The following is a 19,489-nucleotide window of genomic DNA, read 5'->3' as shown; positions in this document are numbered from 1 at the left end:
CCGCGGTGACCAGTCTGGCCTTGTCCGTCCTGCAGGCGTCGACGTTCGTGCTGGCGGTGGACCCCCTGGGCATCGAGGCGGTGTGGCGGGCCATGACCGCCGGGGAGCGGTCGCGGCTGGCCGGGGACCGGTCGCACACGCGCGATCCCGATCTGGCGTACGGGGCGGTGCGCGACGAGATCCAGCGGCAGTACCGCATGTCCGGCAGAGAGGTCCGGTCACTGCGGGCGCGGACCCGCCTGGCGGTGGCGGTCACCCGCGGGGACCTGCTCCGGGGCACCTCTGTCGCGCCCGGCGGGGCGGCTCCGCAGGAATGGGCGGAGCGGACCCTGGGCCTCGGCAACCTGCTGCGGGACGCGGCGGCCGACTTCGGGGAGGTGCGGGTGTTCCCGACCTCGGCGGTCACCGACGGCGCCGGTCTCGCGGACCCCAGCCTCACCGCACTGCTGCGGTGGGTGCTGGCCGGTGAGCCCCCCGCGTTCACGGGGATGCTCGCCGCCCGGGCGCCCGTTCTGCGAGGCGGCTCCGCGACCGGCGCGGACGGCCCACGCGGGCCGGGCGGGCCGACGCAGCCCCGCCCCGGGCGTGTGGGGGAACCCCGGTGACCTACCGGGGACACGGGCACCGGGGTGTGCGCCGGACCGTCGCGGTGGCCGTCTACCTCACCACGGGAGCGCTGACCGTGGCCGCGATCGCCGTCGTCGTCCGGTGCGGCATCGCCGCCGTCCAGGGCGTGTGGGAGCTCGCCCTCACCCGGATGTGACGGCGCTCCTGAGCGCCGGACGTCCCGGGCGGCGGTTCCCGGATCGGGTCACGGCGGGCGGGACCCGCGCGGCCGACGGCGCCGGTCACCGGTTCCGGGGCCGCCTGTGGCACAGTGGCGGCGAGCGCGGTGCCCGCCGCCCGACCACACACTCCGGGAGGAAACCGATGGCCGTCTTCGCCGTCACCTACACCTACGCCGACGACAGCGCCGCCGCGCGCGACGAGCACCGTCCGGCCCACCGGGGGTACCTGGACGGGCTCTCGGAGCAGGGCGTCAACCTGTGCTCGGGCCCGTTCGGACCGGAGGAGGCCCCCGGAGCCCTGCTGCTGTTCCGGGCCGACTCCAAGGAGGCCGCGGTCGCCCACACCGAGAAGGACCCCTTCCGGGTCCAGGGCCTGGTGTCGGAGGTCTGCGCCCAGGAGTGGGTCCCGGTGCTGGGGCCGCTCGCCGAGCACTTCTGAGCCGCGCCCGACGCGCGCACGCCGCGGGGCCGCCGGTCGAGGCCGGTCCCGCGGCTCCCCTGGCGCTCCGCGCGGGGAGCGGCTACTCCGGTGCGAAGCCGTTGTCCTTCATCCACCGGGGGTCGGGGGCGACCATCTGGAGGATCTCCACGAAGAGCCCCTCCGGACCGGCGACCTGGAAGCGGCGCTGCCCCCAGGGCTCGCTGACCAGCGGCAGGACGAACTCCACTCCGGCCTGCCTCAGCCGCTCCTCCTCCGCGTCCACGTCCTGGACCAGGAAGGCGACGAGTGTTCCCGCCACCCGCTGTCCGAGCATCCCCTCGGGAAGGGACCCGTGGTCGCGCCGGACGAAGTCCAGTGACAGGTTCTTGTGCTGCGCGTGCTGGGTGTTGACGTACCAGCCGATGTCGACGTTGATCTCGAATCCGATGTGTTCGACGAACCACTCGGCGCCCGCGCGCGGGTCGTCGCACAGGACCGCCGTGCCCATGAGGTCGATATTCACGTTGTTCTCCCCGAGTCCGATCTTTACCACTTCAAGCAAAGTACTACACTCGAAGTGGTCATAGCAAGCACGTCCTTCCACGGCAGTCGGAGACACGAGAACCATGCGACAGAACCCCGAACGCAGGCGCGCCCTCCTGGACGCGGCCATCGACGTCCTGGCGGAGGAGGGTGCGCGGGGACTCACCTTCCGCGCGGTGGACGCCCGCGCGGAGGTACCCAGGGGCACCGCGTCGAACTACTTCGCCAACCGGGCCGAACTCCTGCTCCAGGCGGGCGCGCACGTCCACGTGCGGCTGACCCCCACCGAGGAGTTCGTCGCCCGGTTCGCGGAGGCCGAACCCTCCCGGGAACAGACCCGCCTGGGCATGCGCGACCTGCTGCGGCGCATCGAACTCCACCGCAACGGCTACCTGGCCCTGCTGGAGCTGCGCCTGGAGGCCAACCGCCATCCGGGCATCCGCGAGGAGCTGACCCGTACGATCAAGGAGACCCTGGAGGACAACGTGCGCGTCCACCTGGAGGGCGGCTTCCCCGGGGACCGGAACACCGTGGTGACGCTCTACCTGGCGATGACAGGACTGTTCATCGAACACCTGACCCTGCCGGACGTCCTCGCCGACGACGCCGCCGAGTCACTGGTGGACCGGATGGTGGAGCTGATCGTCCCCGGACCGGCCTCCGGCACCACGTGACCCCGGGCCCGGACACGCCCCCACGCGGCACCTCCGCCGCCCGTCGGCCCCGGCGCGGGACATGCCGACGACACCCCCTGCGATACGGTAATGATTATCGTTCTCGCTACGCTGACCATGACGAAGGAAGGCATCCCCATGGAACCGACGACCCCGATGCGCGTGGCCGTGGTGTCCGGCCTGCACCGGAACGCGCGTGGACGGACAGTGGAGGACCTGCTCGCGGCGGAGCCCGGCGCCGTGGCCGTGCACCACGACCTCGGCGGGATCAACGAGGGGATCGTCCACCGCCTCGTCCACGACCGGAGGGGGACCATCGACCACGACCGCGTCCACCTCGGCCACCCCTGCGTGTCCTGCGTCGTGCGTGAGGACCTGGTCCCCACCCTGCTGGAGCTCGCGGAGCGGGGCGGGCAGGGCCTGTGCGTGGTGGAGGTCTGGGAGGGGGTCGAGCCGCGGCGCGTCTGCGAGGCGGTCGCGGCGCGGGCGGAGCTGCGCCTGTGCGCCGTGGTCACCGCCGTGGACGCCGAACGCCTGCTGCCGGACCTGTCCGGCCACGACGACGTGCGCGACCGGGGGCTGGACGTGTCGGCGGAGGACGAACGGGCCGTCGCCGAGCTGCTCGCCCACCAGATCGAGTACCCGACGGTGCTCGCCCTGCACGGCTCGCGGCACCTCGACGAGGCACGCGCCCTGCTGGAGCAGCTGAACCCGGCCGCCGTGGTCCTCGCGCCCGACGTCTGCCCGGCGGACCTGACACGCGGTCGCTTCGACCCGGAGACCGCAGCCCACAGGCTCAACCCCGCGTGGGCGCAGTACGCGGAGCGGCAGGACGGCCGGGTGGGCACCGTGACCTGGACGCGCAAGCGCCCCCTGCACCCCGAACGGCTGCACGGGGCCCTGGAGCGGATCGTGGCGTCCGGTCTGCGCGGCCGGGGAAGGATCTGGCTCGCCGACCGGCCGGACACCCTCCTGGTGTGGGACGCCTACAACGACGCCCTGCTGCTGGAGAGCGCGGGGCCCTGGCTGGGCGCGCTCCCGGAGGCCGCCGCCGAACTGGTCCCGCAGATCCGCCGCACCTCGGCGCTCCTGGACTGGGACCCGGTGGTCTGCGACCGCCGGCAGCACCTCGCGTTCACCGGTGTGGACCTGGACGCCGCCCGGCTGGTGTCGCTGCTGGACTCGTGCCTGCTCACCGAGGAGGAGGCGGGCCGCCCCCTGGGCTCCGACCCCTTCGCCGACGCGCTCTGACCCCCGGGGACCTCGGGAACACCACCGGGCGCACGGGCACGTGCGCCGGGCGGGAGGGCCCCGGACCGCGCGATGGTGGGAAGCCGCCCCGGAAAACCCCTGTCCAGGGGCCCGCCCGGCGTGCGAGACTCCTGATCCTCGCGAGGAGGCCCTGTGAACACACACCACTTCGGCATCGTCACCGGCGACGGTCGGACCCGGCGCGCCGTCGTCGAACTGCCGGGACGCCCCGACGCGGTCGTGACCGGCGACGACGAGGCCGGGCTGGCGGACACGATGTCCGAGGTCGTCGCCGACCGGTTGGGGGTCTCCCCCGACGACGTCGACGTGACCCTCTTCGGACACGACGGCGGCGACGACGCCCCCTGCTACGCGGCGGCCGTCCTGTGCGACGGTGCCGGGTGGCAGACCCGGTTCCCCGCGCAGGAGGACCTGCCCGCCGCGTTGCACCTCCCGGTGGCGCTGAGCCGGGCCGCCGCCGAGGGGCAGGCGCTGCGCGCGCTCGCCTCGGCGCTGGACCGCCCCGCCGCGAGCCTGGACCTGGAGGTCGTCCGCATCGGCCCGGGGAGCGAGGACGGGGACCAGGACGACGGGGGCGGCGGGGACGACGGGGACGGCGCCTGACCCGCGTGTGACACACGGGGGTGCGGCCGGGACGCGCCACCCGCCGCACGCCCCGACCGCACCCCCGTGACCGCCCGCCCCGGGGCTCTCAGTCCTTGGGCGGGGCCGTACTGCTGCGCTCCACCAACCGGGTGGCCATCTCCACGCGGGTGGTCTCGGGCCGGTTCCCACCGACCAGGTCGAGCAGCATCCGCGTGGCCATCTGCGCCATGTCGCGCAGGGGTTGGCGGATCGTGGTCAGCGGCGGCGTCGCCCACAGCGCCTCGGGCAGGTCGTCGAAGCCGATCACGCTGACGTCGTCCGGGACGCGCAGCCCGCGGTCGAACAGGGCTCCGTAGGCCCCCCTGGCCATCTGGTCCGAGCCGGCGAAGATCGCGGTGGGCGGCTCGGGAAGCTCCAGGAGCGCGGCCGTCTCCGTCCTCCCCGTGTCCAGCAGGAAGTCGCCGTAGCGGACGTAGTCGTCCGGGACGGCGAGGCCGGCGTCGCGCATGGCGCTGCGGTAGCCGTCCACCCGTGCGCGGCTGCACATGACGTCGGGGGGCCCGCTCAGCGTGGCGATGCGCCGGTGGCCCAGGTCGATGAGGTGCTCGGTCGCGGCCACGCCGCCGGCCCAGTTGGTGGCGCCGACCGCCGGGACGTCCTTGGCGAGGTCGCCGACGGGGTCGACCACCACCACGGGTATGCCCAGCGCGGCCAGTTGGGCGTGCTGGGCGGCGGACAGCTCGGACAGGACCAGGACCACACCGTCGGAGTTGCGCGCCTGGAGGTTGTCGAGCCACTTGCGTCCGGGCCGGGTCCGGCTGCGGTCGTGGACGGCCGAGACGACGATGCCGAACCCCGCCTCGTGGGTGACCTCCTCGACCCCGTCGAGGATCGCCATCGACCACGGGCTCCCCAGGTCGAGGAAGACCAGGTCGATGAGGCCGACCGTCCGGTCGTCGCGGTGCCTGCGCGGCTGGTAGCGGTGCTGCTCCAGGAGCCGCTCCACCTGGCGGCGGGTCTCCGCGGCGACGTCGAGGCGGCCGTTGAGCACCTTGGACACGGTCGGGACGGAGACCCCCGCCTCCTGGGCGATCTCCGCCAGGGTGGGTCGTCGCTGTGGCATGCGCCTCCTCGTCGGATCCGGGCCGGGAGAGGTTCGCGGCCCTTCAGGATTCTATCTCGAAACTTTTCGAGAACACTCGCCGTAACCTAGCCGCAATCAGAGGGGGCCTTGACGCACCCCCTCGGACAATTTAGCGTCGTGCCAACCGAAACATATCGAAATCTTTCGAGGATTTCGACTCACGTCTCCCCCCGACGGAAGAACGGTGTCCCCATGAGAAGCAACCGGATACGCGTGATCGGCGGTACCTCGCTCGCCCTGGCCATGTTCCTGGCCACGGGCTGCGGGACGACCGGGCCCGGCGACGGCGACGCCTTCCAGGTGTGGGCTCTGGAGGACGCCGCGGTGAACGAGCTCGTCGAAGCGGGCATCGAGTCCTACAACGCCTCCGGCGACGTCCCCGCCGAACTCGTCACCTACGTCAACGACTCCTACAAGCAGCGGCTCCAGGTGGCGCTGGGCTCCCCCAACGCGCCCGACGTGTTCTTCAACTGGGGCGGCGGCAACCTGTCGCAGTACGTCGACGCGGGCCAGGTCGTCGACCTGACCGACGCCATGGAGACCGCTCCGGAGTTCCGCGACGCCTTCCTCCCCAGCGTGCTCGACGTCGCCCGGATCGACGACGCCTACTACGGCGTGCCCATCCTCGGCGTGCAGCCCGTCGTGCTCTTCCACAACAAGGCGGTCTTCGAGGAGGCGGGCATCGAGCCCCCCGAGACCTACGAGGAGCTGCTGGAGGCCGTCGACACCTTCCAGGAGCAGGACGTCACCCCCATCACGCTCCCCGGGGCGCAGGGCTGGACCCAGCTGATGTGGTTCTCGTACCTGGTGGAGCGGGTCGGCGGGGCCGAGAAGTTCCAGGCCGTCGTCGACGGGGAGGAGGGCGCCTGGAACGACCCGGCGATCATCGAGGCCATGGAGATGTGCCAGGACCTGACGGAGCGCGGCGCGTTCGGCACCAACTTCAGCTCCATCGACTACGACAACGGCAGCGCCTCGGCGCTCCTGGCCACCGGCGAGTCCGCCATGTTCCTCATGGGCACCTGGGACATCGCCCGCCAGCAGGAGGACAGCCCCGACTTCATGGCGAGCGGCGACCTCGGGTACACGGCCTTCCCCGCCGTGGAGGGGGGCGAGGGCGAGCCCGGCGCGATCGTCGGCAACCCCAGCAACTACTTCTCCGTCAACGCCGACAGCTCCCACACCGACGCGGCCGTGGACTTCCTGGTCGAGACCTTCGCCTCCGACGAGTACGTCGACGGGCTCATCGAGGCCGGCCAGGTGCCCGCCGTCGTGGGCGTGGAGGACCGGCTCCAAGAGAGCGATCAGGCCGACTTCGCCACGTTCACCCACGAGCTGGTCTCGGAGGCGCCGAGCTTCACCCAGTCGTGGGACCAGGCGCTGTCCCCCTCCGCCTCGCAGGCCCTGCTGACCAACCTCCAGCTGCTCTTCCTGGGCGACATCACCCCGGAGGACTTCTCCCAGGACATGGAGCAGTACCTGTGAGGACCGCGACCCCAGCGGAGCGGCCCGGGTTCGCCTGGGCCGCTCCGGCCCTGCTGTTCTTCGGGCTGTTCGGCCTGGCACCCGTCGTCGTGGTCGTCTACCTCAGCCTCACCGCGTGGAACGGGCTCGGGTCCCCGCAGTGGGTGGGCCTGGACAACTGGCGGGCGCTCCCGGGCGACGCCGACGTCGGCCGCGGGCTGGTCGTCACCCTGTCCCTGACCGCGCTGTGCTGGGCCACGCAGACCCCCCTGGCCCTGGCCTTCGGCACGTGGGCTGCCGGGCACCAGCGCGGGCGGGCGGTGGCCAGCGCCGTCTTCTTCCTCCCGCTCCTGCTGTCGACGGCCGCCATCGCCCTGATCTGGAAGGCACTGCTCGACCCGAACTTCGGACTGCCCTCCCAGGTCGGCCCCTGGATCGGACTCCCCGACGGCAACGTGCTCGGCAACAGCTCGCTGGCCCTGTACGCGATCGTGCTCATCCTGCTGTGGCAGTTCCTGCCGTTCCACATGCTGCTGTACCAGGCGGCGGCGCGTCAGATCCCGCGCTCCCTCTACGAGGCCGCGGAACTCGACGGGGCCTCCCCCGCCAGGCGGTTCTGGCACATCACCGTCCCCCAGCTGCGGCACACCATCATCGCCTCGTCCGTGCTGATCCTGGTCGGATCGATGACCTACTTCGAGACCGTCCTGCTGCTCACCGACGGCGGTCCGGGCAACGCCACCCGCATCCTGCCCCTGCACATGTACAACCAGGGCTTCATCGCCTTCGAGATGGGCTACGCGAGTGCCATCGCGGTGCTGCTGGTCGTGATCGGCACCGGGCTGTCACTGCTCGTGGTGCGCGTGACCGGCTACGCCCGGATGACCAGCCAGAGAGAGGGGATGTGAGATGGCCTCCCGAACCAGGCCCTCCGTCGGCGGCGGCATCGGGGCCGCGCTGTGGCTCGTGGTCGTGGCGGTGCCGATCTACTACCTGCTCGCCACCAGCCTGCGCGGACCGGGCGACTACATGGCCGACGGCCCGCTGGCCCTGCCGGACACCCTGACCCTGGACAACTACCTCAACGTCTTCGAGGTGGGGTTCCTGCGGTTCCTCGCCAACAGCCTGGTCGTGGCGTGCGGCTCCGTCGCGCTGGTCCTGGTGGTGGCCCTGCCCGCGGCGTTCGCGATCGTGCGCGGCCGCAGCCGTGCCCTCCGCGTGGCGTTCCTGCTGTTCCTGCTGGGACTGGCGGTCCCCGCCCAGGCGGTGATCATCCCGATCTACCTGATCATCACCCGGCTCAGCCTGTACGACAGCCTCACCGCGATCATCCTGCCCACGGCCGCGTTCACGCTGCCCATCTCCATCGTGGTGCTGACCAGCTCGCTGCGCGACGTGCCCGGTGAACTCTACGAGGCGATGGCCCTGGACGGCGCCACCAACCTCCAGGCGTTCCTGCGCCTGGTGCTCCCCCTGTCGCGCCCCGGCGTGGTCACCGTGGCCATCTTCGTGGGGCTCAACGCCTGGAACAACTTCCTCTTCCCCCTGGTGCTCACCCAGAGCGAGGAGAACCGCGTCCTGCCCCTGGGCCTGTGGTCCTTCCAGACCCAGTACGGCACCGACGTGCCGGGCCTGATGGCCGCCGTCGTCCTCTCGACCCTGCCGATCTTCGCCCTCTACCTCTTCGGGCGCAGGCACCTGCTGGGCGGCCTGGCCGCGGGGTTCGGCAAGTAGCAGACCCGCCCCGACCACACACGCACCGCACAGACGAAAGGCCACGATGACGACCCTCCCCGCCTCCGCCGCGACCTCCGGGACCATCACCAACCCGGTTCTGCCGGGGTTCCACCCCGACCCCTCGATCCTGCGGGTCGGGGACGACTACTACCTGGCCACGTCGACCTTCGAATGGTGCCCGGGGGTGGTCCTGCACCACTCCAGGGACCTGGTCCGCTGGCGCCCCCTGGGCGGGGCGCTGACCGAGGAGCGGCTCCTGGACCTGACGGGGCGCCGGGACTCCGCCGGGGTGTGGGCGCCCTGCCTGTCCCACAAGGACGGGCTGTTCTACCTGATCTTCACCAACGTGGAGAACTACGCGGGCGGTTTCTGGGACACCCCCAACCTCGTGACCACCGCCCGGGAGGTCACCGGCCCGTGGTCGGACCCGGTGCCGCTGCACTCCAAGGGCTTCGACCCGTCGGTCTTCCACGACGAGGACGGCCGCAGCTGGGTGCTGTCCAACCTGAACGACTGGCGCCCCGGCAGGAACGCGTTCGGGGGGATCGTGCTCCAGGAGTTGGACACCGACGCGATGCGGCTGGTCGGCGAGGCGCGACTGATCTTCACCGGAACCGAGGCGGGTGTGACCGAGGGGTCGCACCTGTACCGCAGGGACGGCTGGTACTACCTGGTGACCGCCGAGGGCGGCACCACCTGGGACCACCAGGTCACGGTGGCGCGGTCGCGACGGATCGAGGGCCCCTACGAACCGGATCCGGCCGGACCGACCCTGACCTCGCGCCCCGACCCCTCGCTGACCCTGCAGAAGGCCGGGCACGGGAGCCTGGTGCGGACCCCCGGCGGCGAGTGGTTCCTGGCCCACCTGGCGTCGCGCCCCCTGACCGAGCGGGGCCGGTGCGTACTCGGCAGGGAGACCGCGCTGCAGCGCGTGGACTGGTCACCCGAGGGGTGGCCGCGCGTGGCGGGCGCCGTGCCGCACGAGGAGGTTCGCGGCCCCGACCTGGAGCCGCACCCGTGGCCGGAACCGCCGGAGGTGGACGGCTTCGACGCCGACGTGCTGCGCCCGGAGTGGAGCACGCTGCGGCGCCACGCGGCCGGGGACTGGCTGTCGCTGACGGAGCGCCCGGGGCACCTGCGCGTCCGGGGCGGCCAGTCACCGGCCGGGACCCGGTCGCCGAGCCTGGTGGCGCGGCGCGTCCAGCACGAGCGCTGCGCCATGGAGACGGTGATGGAGTTCCGGACCCGCACCTTCCAGCAGATGGCCGGGCTCACCGCCTACTACAACACCAGGCACTGGCACTACCTGCGGGTCGGCTTCGACGAGGAGGAGGGGCTGTTCGCGAGGGTGCTCACCTGCGACCGGGGCCGGTTCCGGGAGGTCGGCCACCGGATCGTGGTCGAGGGTTGGGAGCGCTGCCACATGAGGGCCGCGATCGACGGTGCCGAACTGCGGTTCGCCCTCTCCCGGGACGGCGTCCTGTGGACCGACATGGGTGTGGTGCTGGACGCGGGGATCCTCTCCGACGACCACGTCGCCGAACGGGAGGGTGCGGGGGGCGGCCATCCGGACCGGGAGGGTGACGCGGGCCTGGTGAGGGCCTGGGGCTTCACGGGCGCGTTCCTCGGCCTGTGGGTGCACGACCTCGCCGGGACGGGCTGCCACGCCGACTTCGACCACGCGTCGTACCGGGAGGTGACGGGAACGCCGTGACCCCGTGGCGGGGGCGGCGGCCCGGCCCGGCACGAACGGTGCGGCGCGAAGCGTCCCGTGAACGCGCCGGGGGCCCGTCCGACCGATCCCGGAGTCACAGAGATCCCATCACCAACGTCTACGGCTGAACCGTCGCCGGCTTCGAGCACCGCCGGGCGTCCCGTGGGCCTCGCGGGCGCGGAGGAAACGGGACGGGTCCCGCGTGTGAGCTGACACGCGGGACCCGTGGACGTGGCGGTACGGCCGGGACGCCCGGCCGGGCTTTCCCCCGCGTCAGGACTTGCGACCGACGGCCTGTCCGGCACCGCCGCGGGCGTCCTGACCGGGGGACCCGCCATGTCCGGGGCCGGCCTGGCCCTGGTCGGCCTGGCCCTGGCCGTCCGGGCGGACACCGCCCTGGCCGGGCTGGTTGGCCTGGTGGAAGGCCTCCTGGGCCTGGCTCTGCCGCTCCCACCGGACGAAGCGCTCGCTCTCGCCCAGTGCCATGGTGGTCAGCCACACGGCGACACCGACGTCGTCCGCCAGGCCGAGCAGCGGGATGAACAGTTCGGGAACGAAGTCGATCGGTGAGACGATGTAGACCGCCAGCACCAGCATGCCGAGCAGCTTCGAGCTGCTCAGGTCGGGGTAGCGGCCACGCATCTTGGCCCCGAGCATCCGCGGGACGGCCCCGACCCGCTTCCAGACCGAGACGTCGGTGTCGGAGTTCTGGACGACCTGCCAGGCGGCGGCTCCAGCCGCGGCGCGGTTTGCCTTGCGCATCGTTGGTCTCCTCAGGGGGCAAGTGACTTCTCAAGATATGACGCGAAGTCTCCTCGTTTCGTTCCCCGGGGGGAGCGTCCCAACCCCGGACGAGACGTACGCGACACCCGTTCCGGCCGGGGAGTTTTCCACAGTTCGACCGTGGACACTGGTGGTCTGAGGGCCGGAGGGGCATTCTTGGGTGGGGAGGACGGAGGTGAGGAAACGAACACGGATCCGCTCGACAAGCAAATCAGACAATTCACACAAATGACCACCAAACAGGCACAGAGGGGTCTGTCTATACCTTGGCCACATGCGGCCAACACCCCCTGCCGTCCGCCCCGAAGGGGGCTGCGGTACCGAGCGCGACCCGATCCCCTTCGGCCAGCAGGGGAGGCCCGTCCCCCGAGCCGCGCCCGCCGGTTCCCCACCCCCGCCCCTTCGCACCCCCCTGTACCCCGTGTTCAATGGCGACAAATGCGAGGTCTCCCCCCTTCAGCCACACATTCGTTACGATGCGTTCGGGTGGGTCCTTCGACGTGGGAGGCCGCCCGGCTTCAGACCTCTCCCCAGTGCGCAGAACCGATGGAGCTTGCCCAGTGTCCAGAGCCCAACCGCGGTCGGCGACGACCGTCGCCCTGTTGGCGGATATCCCCAGCACGGGCCATGTGGGCGAGGTCCGGGCTCAGCGGTTCACCATGCGAGGCGAGGGCATCGGGGAGCGCAGTTCGGCGTTCGTCGCCTTCGCCAGACAACAGGTCGCCGCCGGCCGCAAGGTCGTCGCGCTCTACCCCGCATGGCAGTCCGAGGACGCCGAACGCGCGATCAACTTCGCGCGCGGCTCGATGCGCACCGACCACGTCGCGGGGATCGGTGTGGACCTCTCCCCCCTCGCGCTGTCACTGATCGCCGACCAGCTCGCCTACCTCGCGCCCTACCTCCCCCCGGGCATGGTCGCCGCGCTCTGCGACGAACTCCCCCGGCACCTGCTCGCGGGCGCCTGGCTGAAGACGGTCTCCGGCCTGTCCACGATCCCCACCTCGATGCGCCAGCACATGGGCTCCTTCGCCCCTTCCGTGTCCTTCCTCGCCTACTGCGCACCCACCGCCCGCGTGGGACGCATGCGACCGGCCGACATCGCACGGACCCTGCCCTTCCGCCCGGTCCAGCCTGTCCAGCTGCTCTGCTCCACGCCCGACCCCTCCATCACCGGGGTCTTCGACGACAACCTCCCGCAGGCCATCCAACCGGTGGCCACCCGCACCCTTCCCGCCCAACCCCTCGGCCCCGTGTACTGGGGGACCTCCCGGTACGTGGAGTTCGTCGCCCTGAGCGCCCACCCCCAAGCGCTCGCCTACGCGGCGGGGGCCATCCGCGCCTCCCACTGCTCCTGGTGCGGCGAGCCCATGTCGGGCAGGCCCTGCCCCTTCTGCGCGGCCGACAACCCCCGGACCGGCGCACGGCTCCAGGAACCGCAGCCGAGGCGGCACGCGGCACCCGAGCCCGAGCACCGGCCGCAACGACGTCCCCTGCCCGGACCCGAGCCGCGGCCCGCGCAGGGACCGGTGCCCGACCACGGGCGGGACCGGCGCCCGCCGGGACCGCCGCCCTCCGACCCGCCGTCCCACGGCGCTCCTCCGCCCCCGGGCGGAAGGGGAGCCGCCCACGGCCAACCGACCCCACCGACCGCCGACCGGCCGGAGGGCGCCCCGTTCGCGAACGACGCCCTGTGGCCCAAAACGCCCAGGACCTACTCCCGCTAGGGACCGCAACCGCGTCGGCCCGCCGTGCGGACGGTCCCGCGACGACACTGGAAACGGAAAAGACCCCTCATGAACCCCCGTCAGCGACGTGGCGTGCTGCTCATGGTCGTCGCCGCCATCGGCGCCGTCGCCGTGTTCGCCTCCGTGTTCACCTACCTCAACTCCCAGCAGGAACGCCTGGGCGAGTTCGCGACCGTCCTTCGCCTGTCGGAGTCCGTGGACGCGTACCAGCCCGTCGGCGAGGAGTCCCTCGAACGGGTGCAGGTACCGAGCATGTACTTCGACCCCGAGGTGTTCATCACCGACCTGGCCGACGTGGAGACACCCGCCGACCAGGAGCTCGTCGCCGCCTCCCACCTGGAGGAGGGCGTCTACCTCCAGCGCGGGATGGTGCAGCCCCAGCCCACCCTCACCACGGGTGAGCGGGAGATCGCGATCATGGTCGACGCCGAGACCGGTGTCGCCGGCAAGGTCCAGCGCGGATCCTTCGTGGACATCTACGGCACGTTCCAGCCGCGCGACCACGGGGAGGCGTGCGCGGTGCGGATCATCACCGAGGTCGAGGTCCTCGCCATCGGCGAGCTCCGCTCCCAGGAGGGCGAGAACGGCGGTGTGGCCGGGGTGGTCCCGGTGACCTTCCGCCTCGACCCGCAGACCGCGCTCCAGCTCGCCTACGCGGAGGACTTCTCGACCAAGCTCCGCCTGGCACTGGTGAGCGCCGACGGCGGCGGCTCGCCCGGGGACACCGAGTTCTGCAGCGGGGACTTCGACGACCTCGCCGGGGGCGCAAACCCCGACGAGGGCGAGACGACCGCCGAGCGGCTCGCGCCGCGGGGAGGTGACCGTTGATGTTCCGAGTCCTGGCGGGCATGCCCACCTCCGAGACGGAGATGGTGCTGGCCGCACGTTTCGAGGAGCTGGGAAGCGCCGAGCTGGTGGCCTCCCGGCCCACCACCTCCGCGCTGATCGACGCGGCCGGCGAGTTCCCCGAGATCGACGTCGTGCTCATCCACCAGGAGCTGGGGCCCGCCCCGGTGTTCGACGCCATCCGCGACCTGTCCCACCGCCACCCCCAGCTCGCGATCCTTCTGGTCTCCCCCACCATGGACCCCGACACGTTCACCGGGGCCATGGAGGCCGGGGCCCGGGGCGTGCTGCCGCACGACTCCGGGATCGCCGAACTGGAGACCCGCGTCACGAAGGCCGCCGAGTGGTCGCGCACCCTGCGCCGCCACCTGGAGTCCGCCTCCCTGGACCTGCCCGCCTCGGGCGTGCGCGGCCGGATCATGGCCGTCAGCGGGGCCAAGGGGGGCATGGGCACCACCACGTGCGCCGTCCACCTCGCGATGGCCGCGGCGGCCGCCGACCGGGTCGTCTGCCTGGTGGACCTCGACCTCCAGACCGGCGACGTGCCGGCGTTCCTCAACCTGCGCCACCGCCGCTCCATCACCGACCTGGTGGACGCCGGGGACGACATCACCCCGGGGATGCTCGCCGAGACCCTGTACGTCGACCACAGGGGACCGCACGTGCTGCTCGCACCCGAGCACGGCGAACGCGGCGAGGACGTCACCGCCCGCGCCACCCGCCGGGTGCTCAACGCGCTGCGCTCCCGGTACGAACTGGTGGTGGTGGACTGCGGTTCGACCATGAACGAGGCCACCGCCATGGCGGTGGAACTGGCCGACACCGCGGTCGTCGTCGTCACGCCCGACGTGCCCGCGCTGCGCGGCGCCCAGCGGCTCATGGGCATGTGGGAGCGGTTGCAGATCCGCTCCCACGAGGACGTGTACTCGCTGGTCACCCGGCACAGCCGCAAGAACGAGATCCAGCCGGACTTCCTCCAGCAGCTGTTGGGCACCAAGGTGCTGCGCACCCCCGTCCCGGCCGCGTACCGGGCGCTCGAACCCGGGGAGAACAACGGCGACCCGACCAAGGTCACCGACGAGGGCCTGCGCAAGGCCTTCGTTCGCCTGGCCGCGGAGCTGGACCTGCTGAGCCCGCCCGCCCCCCTGGGCAGCGGTGGCAAGGGCGGGGCGGCCACGCCCTCCGGCGGCCTGGGGTCGTTCGCCGCACTCGCGGACCGCCAGGCGCTCGCACCGTCCACCCGCGACGTGTCCGGGTTCCTCAACGCGTCGATGCCCGACACGTCCCGGAGCGCGGCGAACGGATCCTCCGCGACGTCGTCCGGTGGCTACCCGGGAACCGGATCGCGGGGAGGCGGAGGGGGCCAGGGTGGGTTCGATGGCTGAGTCGTCGGCCGCGCGGGCCCGGGCCGGCCGACGCGACGACGGCGCGATCATCGTGGAGTTCGCGGCGGCGGTGCCGTTCATGATGATGGCGATGGCCCTGGTGTGGCAGGTGCTGCTGCTCGGCATCACCTCGATGTACGCCTCGCACGGCGCCGCCGAGGCCGCCCGGCAGGCCTCCGTGACCCCGGACGACATGGCCCGCGTCGACGAGGAGGCCCGCAAGCGGGTGCGGCCTCCGTGGAACGGGGACGACGTGATGGCGGTGACCGTCGTCGAACGCGACGGCGTCCGGTTCGCCCAGGTCTCCCTCGCCATGCCGATCTTCCTGCCCGGGGCCACCGGGCCGTGGGACATCACCGGTGAGGCACGGGTCGTCCCCGAGGTGGAGCCGCGGGGGGCCACACCGTGAGCCGACCGACCACAGGACCGGACGGCGCCGCGGACGGCCCGGGCACCGGGACCCGTGCCGGGGCGGGGCGCCCGCGCGGCGGTGCCGTGCGGCGCGTGCTGCTCGGCGGCCGGCCGCGCCGCGACTCCGACCGCGGCGGCCCGCTCCTGGAGTTCGCCGCGATCTTCCCGATCCTGCTCATGGTCGCGGTCATCGCGATCGAGGCGTTCCTGGCCTTCGTCGCGGTCGAACGCCTGGAGTCCGCGGCCCGCGCCGGCGCCCGCGTCGCCGGGGCGCAGCAGCTGCCGGGCGCCGAGACGGCGGCCCGGGAGGCCCTGCCGTCGTGGTTGGACGAGGCGACCGTCACCAGCGGAACCAACGACAGCGAGGGGTTCTACGTGGAGGTGTCGCATCCGCTGCCGATCGTGTTCTCGTCGGCGGGACTGCACCTGACTCTGACACGTCGCGTGGACATGCCCAATGTGTGAGGCGGAAGCGGTACGCCGCGCCCGCCCGGGGGGAAGGAGACCAGGGCCATGGGTCTGAAGGACCGCCTGGAGGAGGACCGTGTCGTCGAGGGCCGCGCCGACAGCGCCAGCGTGACGCACTGGCGGCGGCGCCTCCTGGAGGAGATCAACCTGGAGGACCTCACCCAGCTGACCCTGGCCCAGCGCCGGGTGCGGTTGGAGAAGGTCGTGGGGCACATCCTGACCCGTGAGGGGCCGGTGCTGTCCGACCGCGAGCGGTCGCTGCTGATCCGCAGGGTCGTGGACGAGGCCCTCGGGCTGGGGGTGCTGGAGCCCCTGCTGGCCGACGAGACCGTCACCGAGATCATGGTCAACGGTCCCGACAACGTGTTCATCGAGCGCGGCGGCCGGATGCAGCGGGTCGACGCCACCTTCAACGGCGAGGAACAGCTCTACCAGACCATCGACCGCATCGTGTCCCTGGTCAACCGCCGGGTGGACGAGTCCTCACCGATGGTGGACGCGCGGCTGCCCACGGGCGAGCGCGTCAACGTGATCATCCCGCCCCTGTCGCTGTCCGGGCCCATCCTGACCATCCGGCGCTTCCCCAAGCCCTACCCCATCGACGAACTGGTGCGGATGGGCAGCCTGGACGCGCCGACGGGCATCCTGTTGGCGGCCATGGTGCGGGCCAGGTTCAACATCGTGGTCTCCGGGGGCACCGGCACCGGAAAGACCACGTTCCTCAACGCGATGTCGGCGTTCGTGCCGTCGACCGAGCGCATCGTCACCATCGAGGACTCGGCCGAGCTCCAGCTGATGCAGGAGCACGTGGTGCGGTTGGAGTCCCGGCCCGCCAACATCGAGGGGCGGGGCGAGATCGCCATCCGCGACCTGGTCCGCAACGCGCTGCGGATGCGGCCGGACCGCATCATCGTCGGCGAGGTGCGCGGCCCGGAGACCATCGACATGCTCCAGGCCATGAACACCGGCCACGACGGCTCGCTGGTGACCGTGCACGCGAACTCGGCCGACGACGCCATCTACCGGTTGCAGACCCTGGCGACGCTGGGCGACGGCAACGTGCCCTACGACGCGATCCGCGACCAGATCAACAACGCGGTGGACGCCATCGTGCACCTGGGGCGCTGGCCGGACGGGACGAGACGGGTGAACGAGATCGCGGTGGTCTCCTCCCGCCGCCGCGAGGAGTTCCGGCTGGACCCGGTGATGACGTTCGACGCGCTGCCCATGGGCCCCAACCGTTCCGTGTCCGGCGAGTACCGGCACTTCCCGATGCCCCGGCACATGGCGGGGCGGATCTACCACGTGGGCGAGGCCATTCCGGCGGCGTTCGGCGTCGCCCCCGACGAAGGTGTCAGAGGCGGAGGGTGACCCCCCTGTCCTCGCCCCTCCGGGCGCCCTCACCCCCTACCACCCGATTGGAGTCCCGGTGAACTGGCAGTTCGTGGCGATCCTCGGCGGCCTGGCCGTGGTCCTCGCCGTGGCCCTGTGGGCGCTGTGGGAGTTCGTGGCCAGTGCCGAGCAGCGTCGGTTGATCGCCGCCCGCAGTGCGCTCGACCGGGTCGAGTACGAGGCGTCCACGCCCGCGGCGCGCCTGGACGCGGCGATCTACCGCACCCAGTGGGGTTCGCGGCTGCACCGCAGGATCGCCAGGTCCGGTGCGGACGTGCGCCTCTCGACGTTCGTGCTCGCGCTGACCGGCGGAACGCTCCTCGCGGTGGTCGTGGTCTGGCAGGTCCTGGCGCCGTTCTTCGGCCTGCTCGCCGCGGTCGGGGTGGCGTTCCTGTTCTTCTCCTACCTGAACCGGGCCGAGGCCAAGCGGCGTGAGGAGTTCACCGCCCAGCTGCCGGACGTGGCGCGGGTCCTGGGCAACGCGACCTCCGCGGGGCTGGCCCTTCCCACCGCGGTGGCGATGGCCGCCGACGAACTGGACGGGCCCGCCGGGGAGGAGCTGGGCCGGATGGCCGAGTCGATGAAGCTCGGCGCCAGTTTCGAGGAGGCCGTCCGGGAGCTGCGCGAGCGGATGCCCTCGCGCGAGCTGGGGGTGCTGCTGTCCACGCTGGTGGTGGCGTCCCGTTCCGGTGGTTCGCTGGTCACGGCGCTGCGCAACATCTCCGAGACGTTGGAGAACCGCAAGGAGACCCGGCGCGAGGTGCAGACCATCCTCAGCGAGACCACGAGCACCGTGTGGGCGCTGGGGTTCATGTCCGTGGGCGCCCTGTTCCTGATCAACGGTATCGAGCCGGGGATCATGCGTGTCATGACCACGTCCGTCGCGGGGGTGACGGTACTGCTCGTGGTGGCCGCGCTGTTCGCGCTCGGATTCCTGCTGGTGTCCCGCATCACCAAGTTCGACCTCTAGAAGGACTCCCCCGATGAGTGTGCTCCCCACCCTGGTTCCGCTCGCCGTGGCGCTGGTCGGCGCCCTCGTCGTGCTGACCGGCTGCTACGGCCTGTACCTCACCATGTCGCGGACCCGTGTGGAGGTGGGAGGCCCGGCCGCCCGTCCGACACGGACCAAGGCCGAGGAGACGTTCGTCCTGCACCGCATCACCGAGGCGATCGGCAGGCCGTTCGTCCGGTCGGTCCTGGGGTCGTTGAGCCCGCAGATGCGCGCCTCCATCACCGAGCGGCTGGAGGCGGCGGGCCGGCCGGACGGGCTGACCCTGGAACGGTACGTACGGCGCAAGATCGGCGAGGTGGCGCTGTACGGCCCCCTGGGTGTGCTCATGTTCGCGGTGGGCAGCCCGCTGGTGGGCGTGGTCGTGCTGGCGTTCATGGGGTTGACGGACCTCAGCATGTACGTCCAGGGCCAGGAACGGGCCGACCGGGTGCAGTCACAGCTGCCGGACTTCCTGGACGTGCTCTCGGTGACGGTGAGCGCGGGGATGTCGTTCCGGGCCGCCGTGGCGCGGGTGGCGGAGTCGATGCCGGGTGTGCTCGCCGACGAGTTCACGCTCGCCCTCCAGCAGATGGATCTGGGGACGTCCCGGCGCGAGGCCTTCGAGATGTTGCGCCGCCGCACGCGCAACGAGTCGCTGAGCAAGTTCGTGACCGCCATCCAGCAGGCCGAGGAGCTGGGCGCCCCCCTCAGCGACACCCTCGTGGACATCAGCCGGGACATGCGGCGGGCCGACGCCCAGTACATGCGCCGCAAGGCCCAGCGGATGAACCCCAGGGTGACGATGGTGACCGCGGTGACCCTGCTGCCGGGCCTGCTGATCCTCATCGTCGGGTCCATGTTCCTGGGCACCGAGGTCAACCTCGGCGCGATCTTCGGAGGTTAGGCCGGGTCCTCCCGTCCTCGCGGGCTCGCATCCGCCGGGCTGCCCCTCGCCGCACCTTCGCGCCCGCGGGCACCGCCGGGGCCGGACGTCGCACAGCGCGGTGCGGGAGAGGGACCGGACGGGTCCCTCCCCGGGGTGGGGGGGGGGCCCGTCCGGGGGGGGGAGGGGGCGCCCCCCGACCCGGTCGCTTATACACAAAAGAAGCTGCCGACGATATTTGAG

The 19,489-nt window shown here is 72.0% G+C and carries 20 protein-coding genes and 1 pseudogene; 18 read left to right on the top strand and 3 right to left on the bottom strand.

The features are described from left to right. The 3 genes and pseudogenes from ACFWTE_RS26610 to ACFWTE_RS26600 form a co-directional block, all read left to right on the top strand. Nucleotides 1-605 (top strand): annotated as a pseudogene (locus ACFWTE_RS26610) (hypothetical protein); the annotation flags it as partial. Continuing rightward, nucleotides 602-763 carry a hypothetical protein gene (locus ACFWTE_RS26605; protein ID WP_378782654.1) on the top strand — a complete coding sequence of 54 codons (162 nt, stop codon included), beginning with the start codon at nucleotides 602-604 and terminating at the stop codon, nucleotides 761-763. The pseudogene ACFWTE_RS26610 and the gene ACFWTE_RS26605, both read left to right, overlap by 4 nt. 167 nt (nucleotides 764-930) lie before the next feature. Beyond that, nucleotides 931-1,227: a YciI family protein gene (locus ACFWTE_RS26600; protein WP_378782653.1), complete on the top strand. Its 297-nt coding sequence runs from the start codon at nucleotides 931-933 to the stop codon at nucleotides 1,225-1,227. Nucleotides 1,228-1,309: 82 nt separating this feature from the next. Here ACFWTE_RS26600 and ACFWTE_RS26595 read toward each other — a convergent pair whose 3' ends face one another. Next, entirely contained in the window at nucleotides 1,310-1,732 is a 423-nt protein-coding gene (locus ACFWTE_RS26595; protein WP_378782652.1) for a VOC family protein, read from the bottom strand. A gap of 103 nt (nucleotides 1,733-1,835) precedes the next feature. Here ACFWTE_RS26595 and ACFWTE_RS26590 point away from each other — a divergent pair, with 103 nt between their 5' ends. From ACFWTE_RS26590 to ACFWTE_RS26580, 3 genes are all read left to right on the top strand, one after another. Then, nucleotides 1,836-2,426 carry a TetR/AcrR family transcriptional regulator gene (locus tag ACFWTE_RS26590; protein ID WP_378782651.1) on the top strand — a complete coding sequence of 197 codons (591 nt, stop codon included), beginning with the start codon at nucleotides 1,836-1,838 and terminating at the stop codon, nucleotides 2,424-2,426. 156 nt (nucleotides 2,427-2,582) lie between these two features. Beyond that, the gene (locus ACFWTE_RS26585; RefSeq protein WP_378782656.1) at nucleotides 2,583-3,677 is read left to right on the top strand and encodes a CobW family GTP-binding protein; all 1,095 of its coding nucleotides are present in this window, start codon (nucleotides 2,583-2,585) and stop codon (nucleotides 3,675-3,677) included. Between the two features lie 153 nt (nucleotides 3,678-3,830). Beyond that, entirely contained in the window at nucleotides 3,831-4,301 is a 471-nt protein-coding gene (locus ACFWTE_RS26580; RefSeq protein WP_378782650.1) for a hypothetical protein, read from the top strand. 88 nt (nucleotides 4,302-4,389) lie between these two features. On the opposite strand, the gene ACFWTE_RS26575 is transcribed toward ACFWTE_RS26580, so the two are convergent. Next, the gene (locus ACFWTE_RS26575) at nucleotides 4,390-5,406 is read right to left on the bottom strand and encodes a LacI family DNA-binding transcriptional regulator (protein WP_378782649.1); all 1,017 of its coding nucleotides are present in this window, start codon (nucleotides 5,404-5,406) and stop codon (nucleotides 4,390-4,392) included. A gap of 213 nt (nucleotides 5,407-5,619) precedes the next feature. Between ACFWTE_RS26575 and ACFWTE_RS26570 the strand changes: the two genes are divergently transcribed. The 4 genes from ACFWTE_RS26570 to ACFWTE_RS26555 are packed head-to-tail and all read left to right on the top strand — an operon-like array spanning nucleotide 5,620 to nucleotide 10,342. After that, nucleotides 5,620-6,912, top strand: a complete 1,293-nt coding sequence (locus ACFWTE_RS26570) for an ABC transporter substrate-binding protein (protein ID WP_378782648.1) — start codon at nucleotides 5,620-5,622, stop codon at nucleotides 6,910-6,912. Further along, on the top strand, nucleotides 6,909-7,799 hold the full coding sequence (locus ACFWTE_RS26565) for a carbohydrate ABC transporter permease (protein ID WP_378782647.1): 891 nt from the start codon (nucleotides 6,909-6,911) through the stop codon (nucleotides 7,797-7,799). The genes ACFWTE_RS26570 and ACFWTE_RS26565 overlap by 4 nt, the downstream gene beginning before the upstream one ends. A 1-nt stretch (nucleotide 7,800) precedes the next feature. After that, nucleotides 7,801-8,625, top strand: coding sequence for a carbohydrate ABC transporter permease (locus tag ACFWTE_RS26560; protein WP_378782646.1), 825 nt, complete (start codon nucleotides 7,801-7,803; stop codon nucleotides 8,623-8,625). Nucleotides 8,626-8,671: 46 nt separating this feature from the next. Further along, nucleotides 8,672-10,342, top strand: a complete 1,671-nt coding sequence (locus ACFWTE_RS26555) for a glycoside hydrolase family 43 protein (RefSeq protein ID WP_378782645.1) — start codon at nucleotides 8,672-8,674, stop codon at nucleotides 10,340-10,342. 273 nt (nucleotides 10,343-10,615) lie between these two features. On the opposite strand, the gene ACFWTE_RS26550 is transcribed toward ACFWTE_RS26555, so the two are convergent. Continuing rightward, the gene (locus ACFWTE_RS26550) at nucleotides 10,616-11,104 is read right to left on the bottom strand and encodes a YkvA family protein (protein ID WP_378782644.1); all 489 of its coding nucleotides are present in this window, start codon (nucleotides 11,102-11,104) and stop codon (nucleotides 10,616-10,618) included. 581 nt (nucleotides 11,105-11,685) lie between these two features. On the opposite strand from ACFWTE_RS26550, the gene ACFWTE_RS26545 reads away from it, so the two are divergent. From ACFWTE_RS26545 to ACFWTE_RS26510, 8 genes are all read left to right on the top strand, one after another. Continuing rightward, complete coding sequence (locus ACFWTE_RS26545; RefSeq protein ID WP_378782643.1) at nucleotides 11,686-12,849, top strand: hypothetical protein; 1,164 nt, start codon at nucleotides 11,686-11,688, stop codon at nucleotides 12,847-12,849. A gap of 69 nt (nucleotides 12,850-12,918) precedes the next feature. Next, nucleotides 12,919-13,698, top strand: a complete 780-nt coding sequence (gene cpaB, locus ACFWTE_RS26540; protein ID WP_378782642.1) for a Flp pilus assembly protein CpaB — start codon at nucleotides 12,919-12,921, stop codon at nucleotides 13,696-13,698. Next, nucleotides 13,695-15,101: a CpaE family protein gene (locus ACFWTE_RS26535; protein ID WP_378782641.1), complete on the top strand. Its 1,407-nt coding sequence runs from the start codon at nucleotides 13,695-13,697 to the stop codon at nucleotides 15,099-15,101. The genes cpaB and ACFWTE_RS26535 overlap by 4 nt, the downstream gene beginning before the upstream one ends. Continuing rightward, on the top strand, nucleotides 15,094-15,510 hold the full coding sequence (locus ACFWTE_RS26530; protein ID WP_378782640.1) for a pilus assembly protein: 417 nt from the start codon (nucleotides 15,094-15,096) through the stop codon (nucleotides 15,508-15,510). Before ACFWTE_RS26535 ends, ACFWTE_RS26530 begins: the two co-directional genes overlap by 8 nt. A gap of 86 nt (nucleotides 15,511-15,596) precedes the next feature. Further along, nucleotides 15,597-15,977 carry a TadE/TadG family type IV pilus assembly protein gene (locus tag ACFWTE_RS26525; protein WP_378782655.1) on the top strand — a complete coding sequence of 127 codons (381 nt, stop codon included), beginning with the start codon at nucleotides 15,597-15,599 and terminating at the stop codon, nucleotides 15,975-15,977. A 48-nt stretch (nucleotides 15,978-16,025) separates the two neighbouring features. After that, a complete protein-coding gene (locus ACFWTE_RS26520) occupies nucleotides 16,026-17,351 on the top strand; it encodes a CpaF family protein (protein ID WP_378782639.1) in 1,326 nt (441 codons plus the stop codon). A gap of 58 nt (nucleotides 17,352-17,409) precedes the next feature. Next, nucleotides 17,410-18,342 (top strand): type II secretion system F family protein, encoded by a 933-nt coding sequence (locus ACFWTE_RS26515; RefSeq protein ID WP_378782638.1) that lies wholly within the window; start codon nucleotides 17,410-17,412, stop codon nucleotides 18,340-18,342. A 13-nt stretch (nucleotides 18,343-18,355) separates the two neighbouring features. After that, nucleotides 18,356-19,267: a type II secretion system F family protein gene (locus tag ACFWTE_RS26510; protein ID WP_378782637.1), complete on the top strand. Its 912-nt coding sequence runs from the start codon at nucleotides 18,356-18,358 to the stop codon at nucleotides 19,265-19,267. Nucleotides 19,268-19,489 lie beyond the last annotated feature (222 nt).

The organism is Nocardiopsis sp. NPDC058631 (assembly GCF_042716955.1).
Lineage (GTDB): Bacteria > Actinomycetota > Actinomycetes > Streptosporangiales > Streptosporangiaceae > Nocardiopsis.
The sequence above is the reverse complement of the archived record's forward strand: the minus strand, read 5'-3'. Positions and strand labels throughout refer to the sequence as shown.

Excerpts from the sequence above, each read along its gene's own strand:
- ACFWTE_RS26575 (WP_378782649.1), bottom strand. The coding sequence starts at position 5,406 with ATGCCACAGCGACGACCCACCCTGGCGGAGATCGCCCAGGAGGCGGGG.
- cpaB (WP_378782642.1), top strand. The coding sequence starts at position 12,919 with ATGAACCCCCGTCAGCGACGTGGCGTGCTGCTCATGGTCGTCGCCGCC.
- ACFWTE_RS26510 (WP_378782637.1), top strand. The coding sequence starts at position 18,356 with ATGAGTGTGCTCCCCACCCTGGTTCCGCTCGCCGTGGCGCTGGTCGGC.
- ACFWTE_RS26600 (WP_378782653.1), top strand. The coding sequence starts at position 931 with ATGGCCGTCTTCGCCGTCACCTACACCTACGCCGACGACAGCGCCGCC.
- ACFWTE_RS26550 (WP_378782644.1), bottom strand. The coding sequence starts at position 11,104 with ATGCGCAAGGCAAACCGCGCCGCGGCTGGAGCCGCCGCCTGGCAGGTC.
- ACFWTE_RS26590 (WP_378782651.1), top strand. The coding sequence starts at position 1,836 with ATGCGACAGAACCCCGAACGCAGGCGCGCCCTCCTGGACGCGGCCATC.
- ACFWTE_RS26585 (WP_378782656.1), top strand. The coding sequence starts at position 2,583 with ATGCGCGTGGCCGTGGTGTCCGGCCTGCACCGGAACGCGCGTGGACGG.
- ACFWTE_RS26555 (WP_378782645.1), top strand. The coding sequence starts at position 8,672 with ATGACGACCCTCCCCGCCTCCGCCGCGACCTCCGGGACCATCACCAAC.
- ACFWTE_RS26570 (WP_378782648.1), top strand. The coding sequence starts at position 5,620 with ATGAGAAGCAACCGGATACGCGTGATCGGCGGTACCTCGCTCGCCCTG.
- ACFWTE_RS26520 (WP_378782639.1), top strand. The coding sequence starts at position 16,026 with ATGGGTCTGAAGGACCGCCTGGAGGAGGACCGTGTCGTCGAGGGCCGC.
- ACFWTE_RS26560 (WP_378782646.1), top strand. The coding sequence starts at position 7,801 with ATGGCCTCCCGAACCAGGCCCTCCGTCGGCGGCGGCATCGGGGCCGCG.
- ACFWTE_RS26530 (WP_378782640.1), top strand. The coding sequence starts at position 15,094 with ATGGCTGAGTCGTCGGCCGCGCGGGCCCGGGCCGGCCGACGCGACGAC.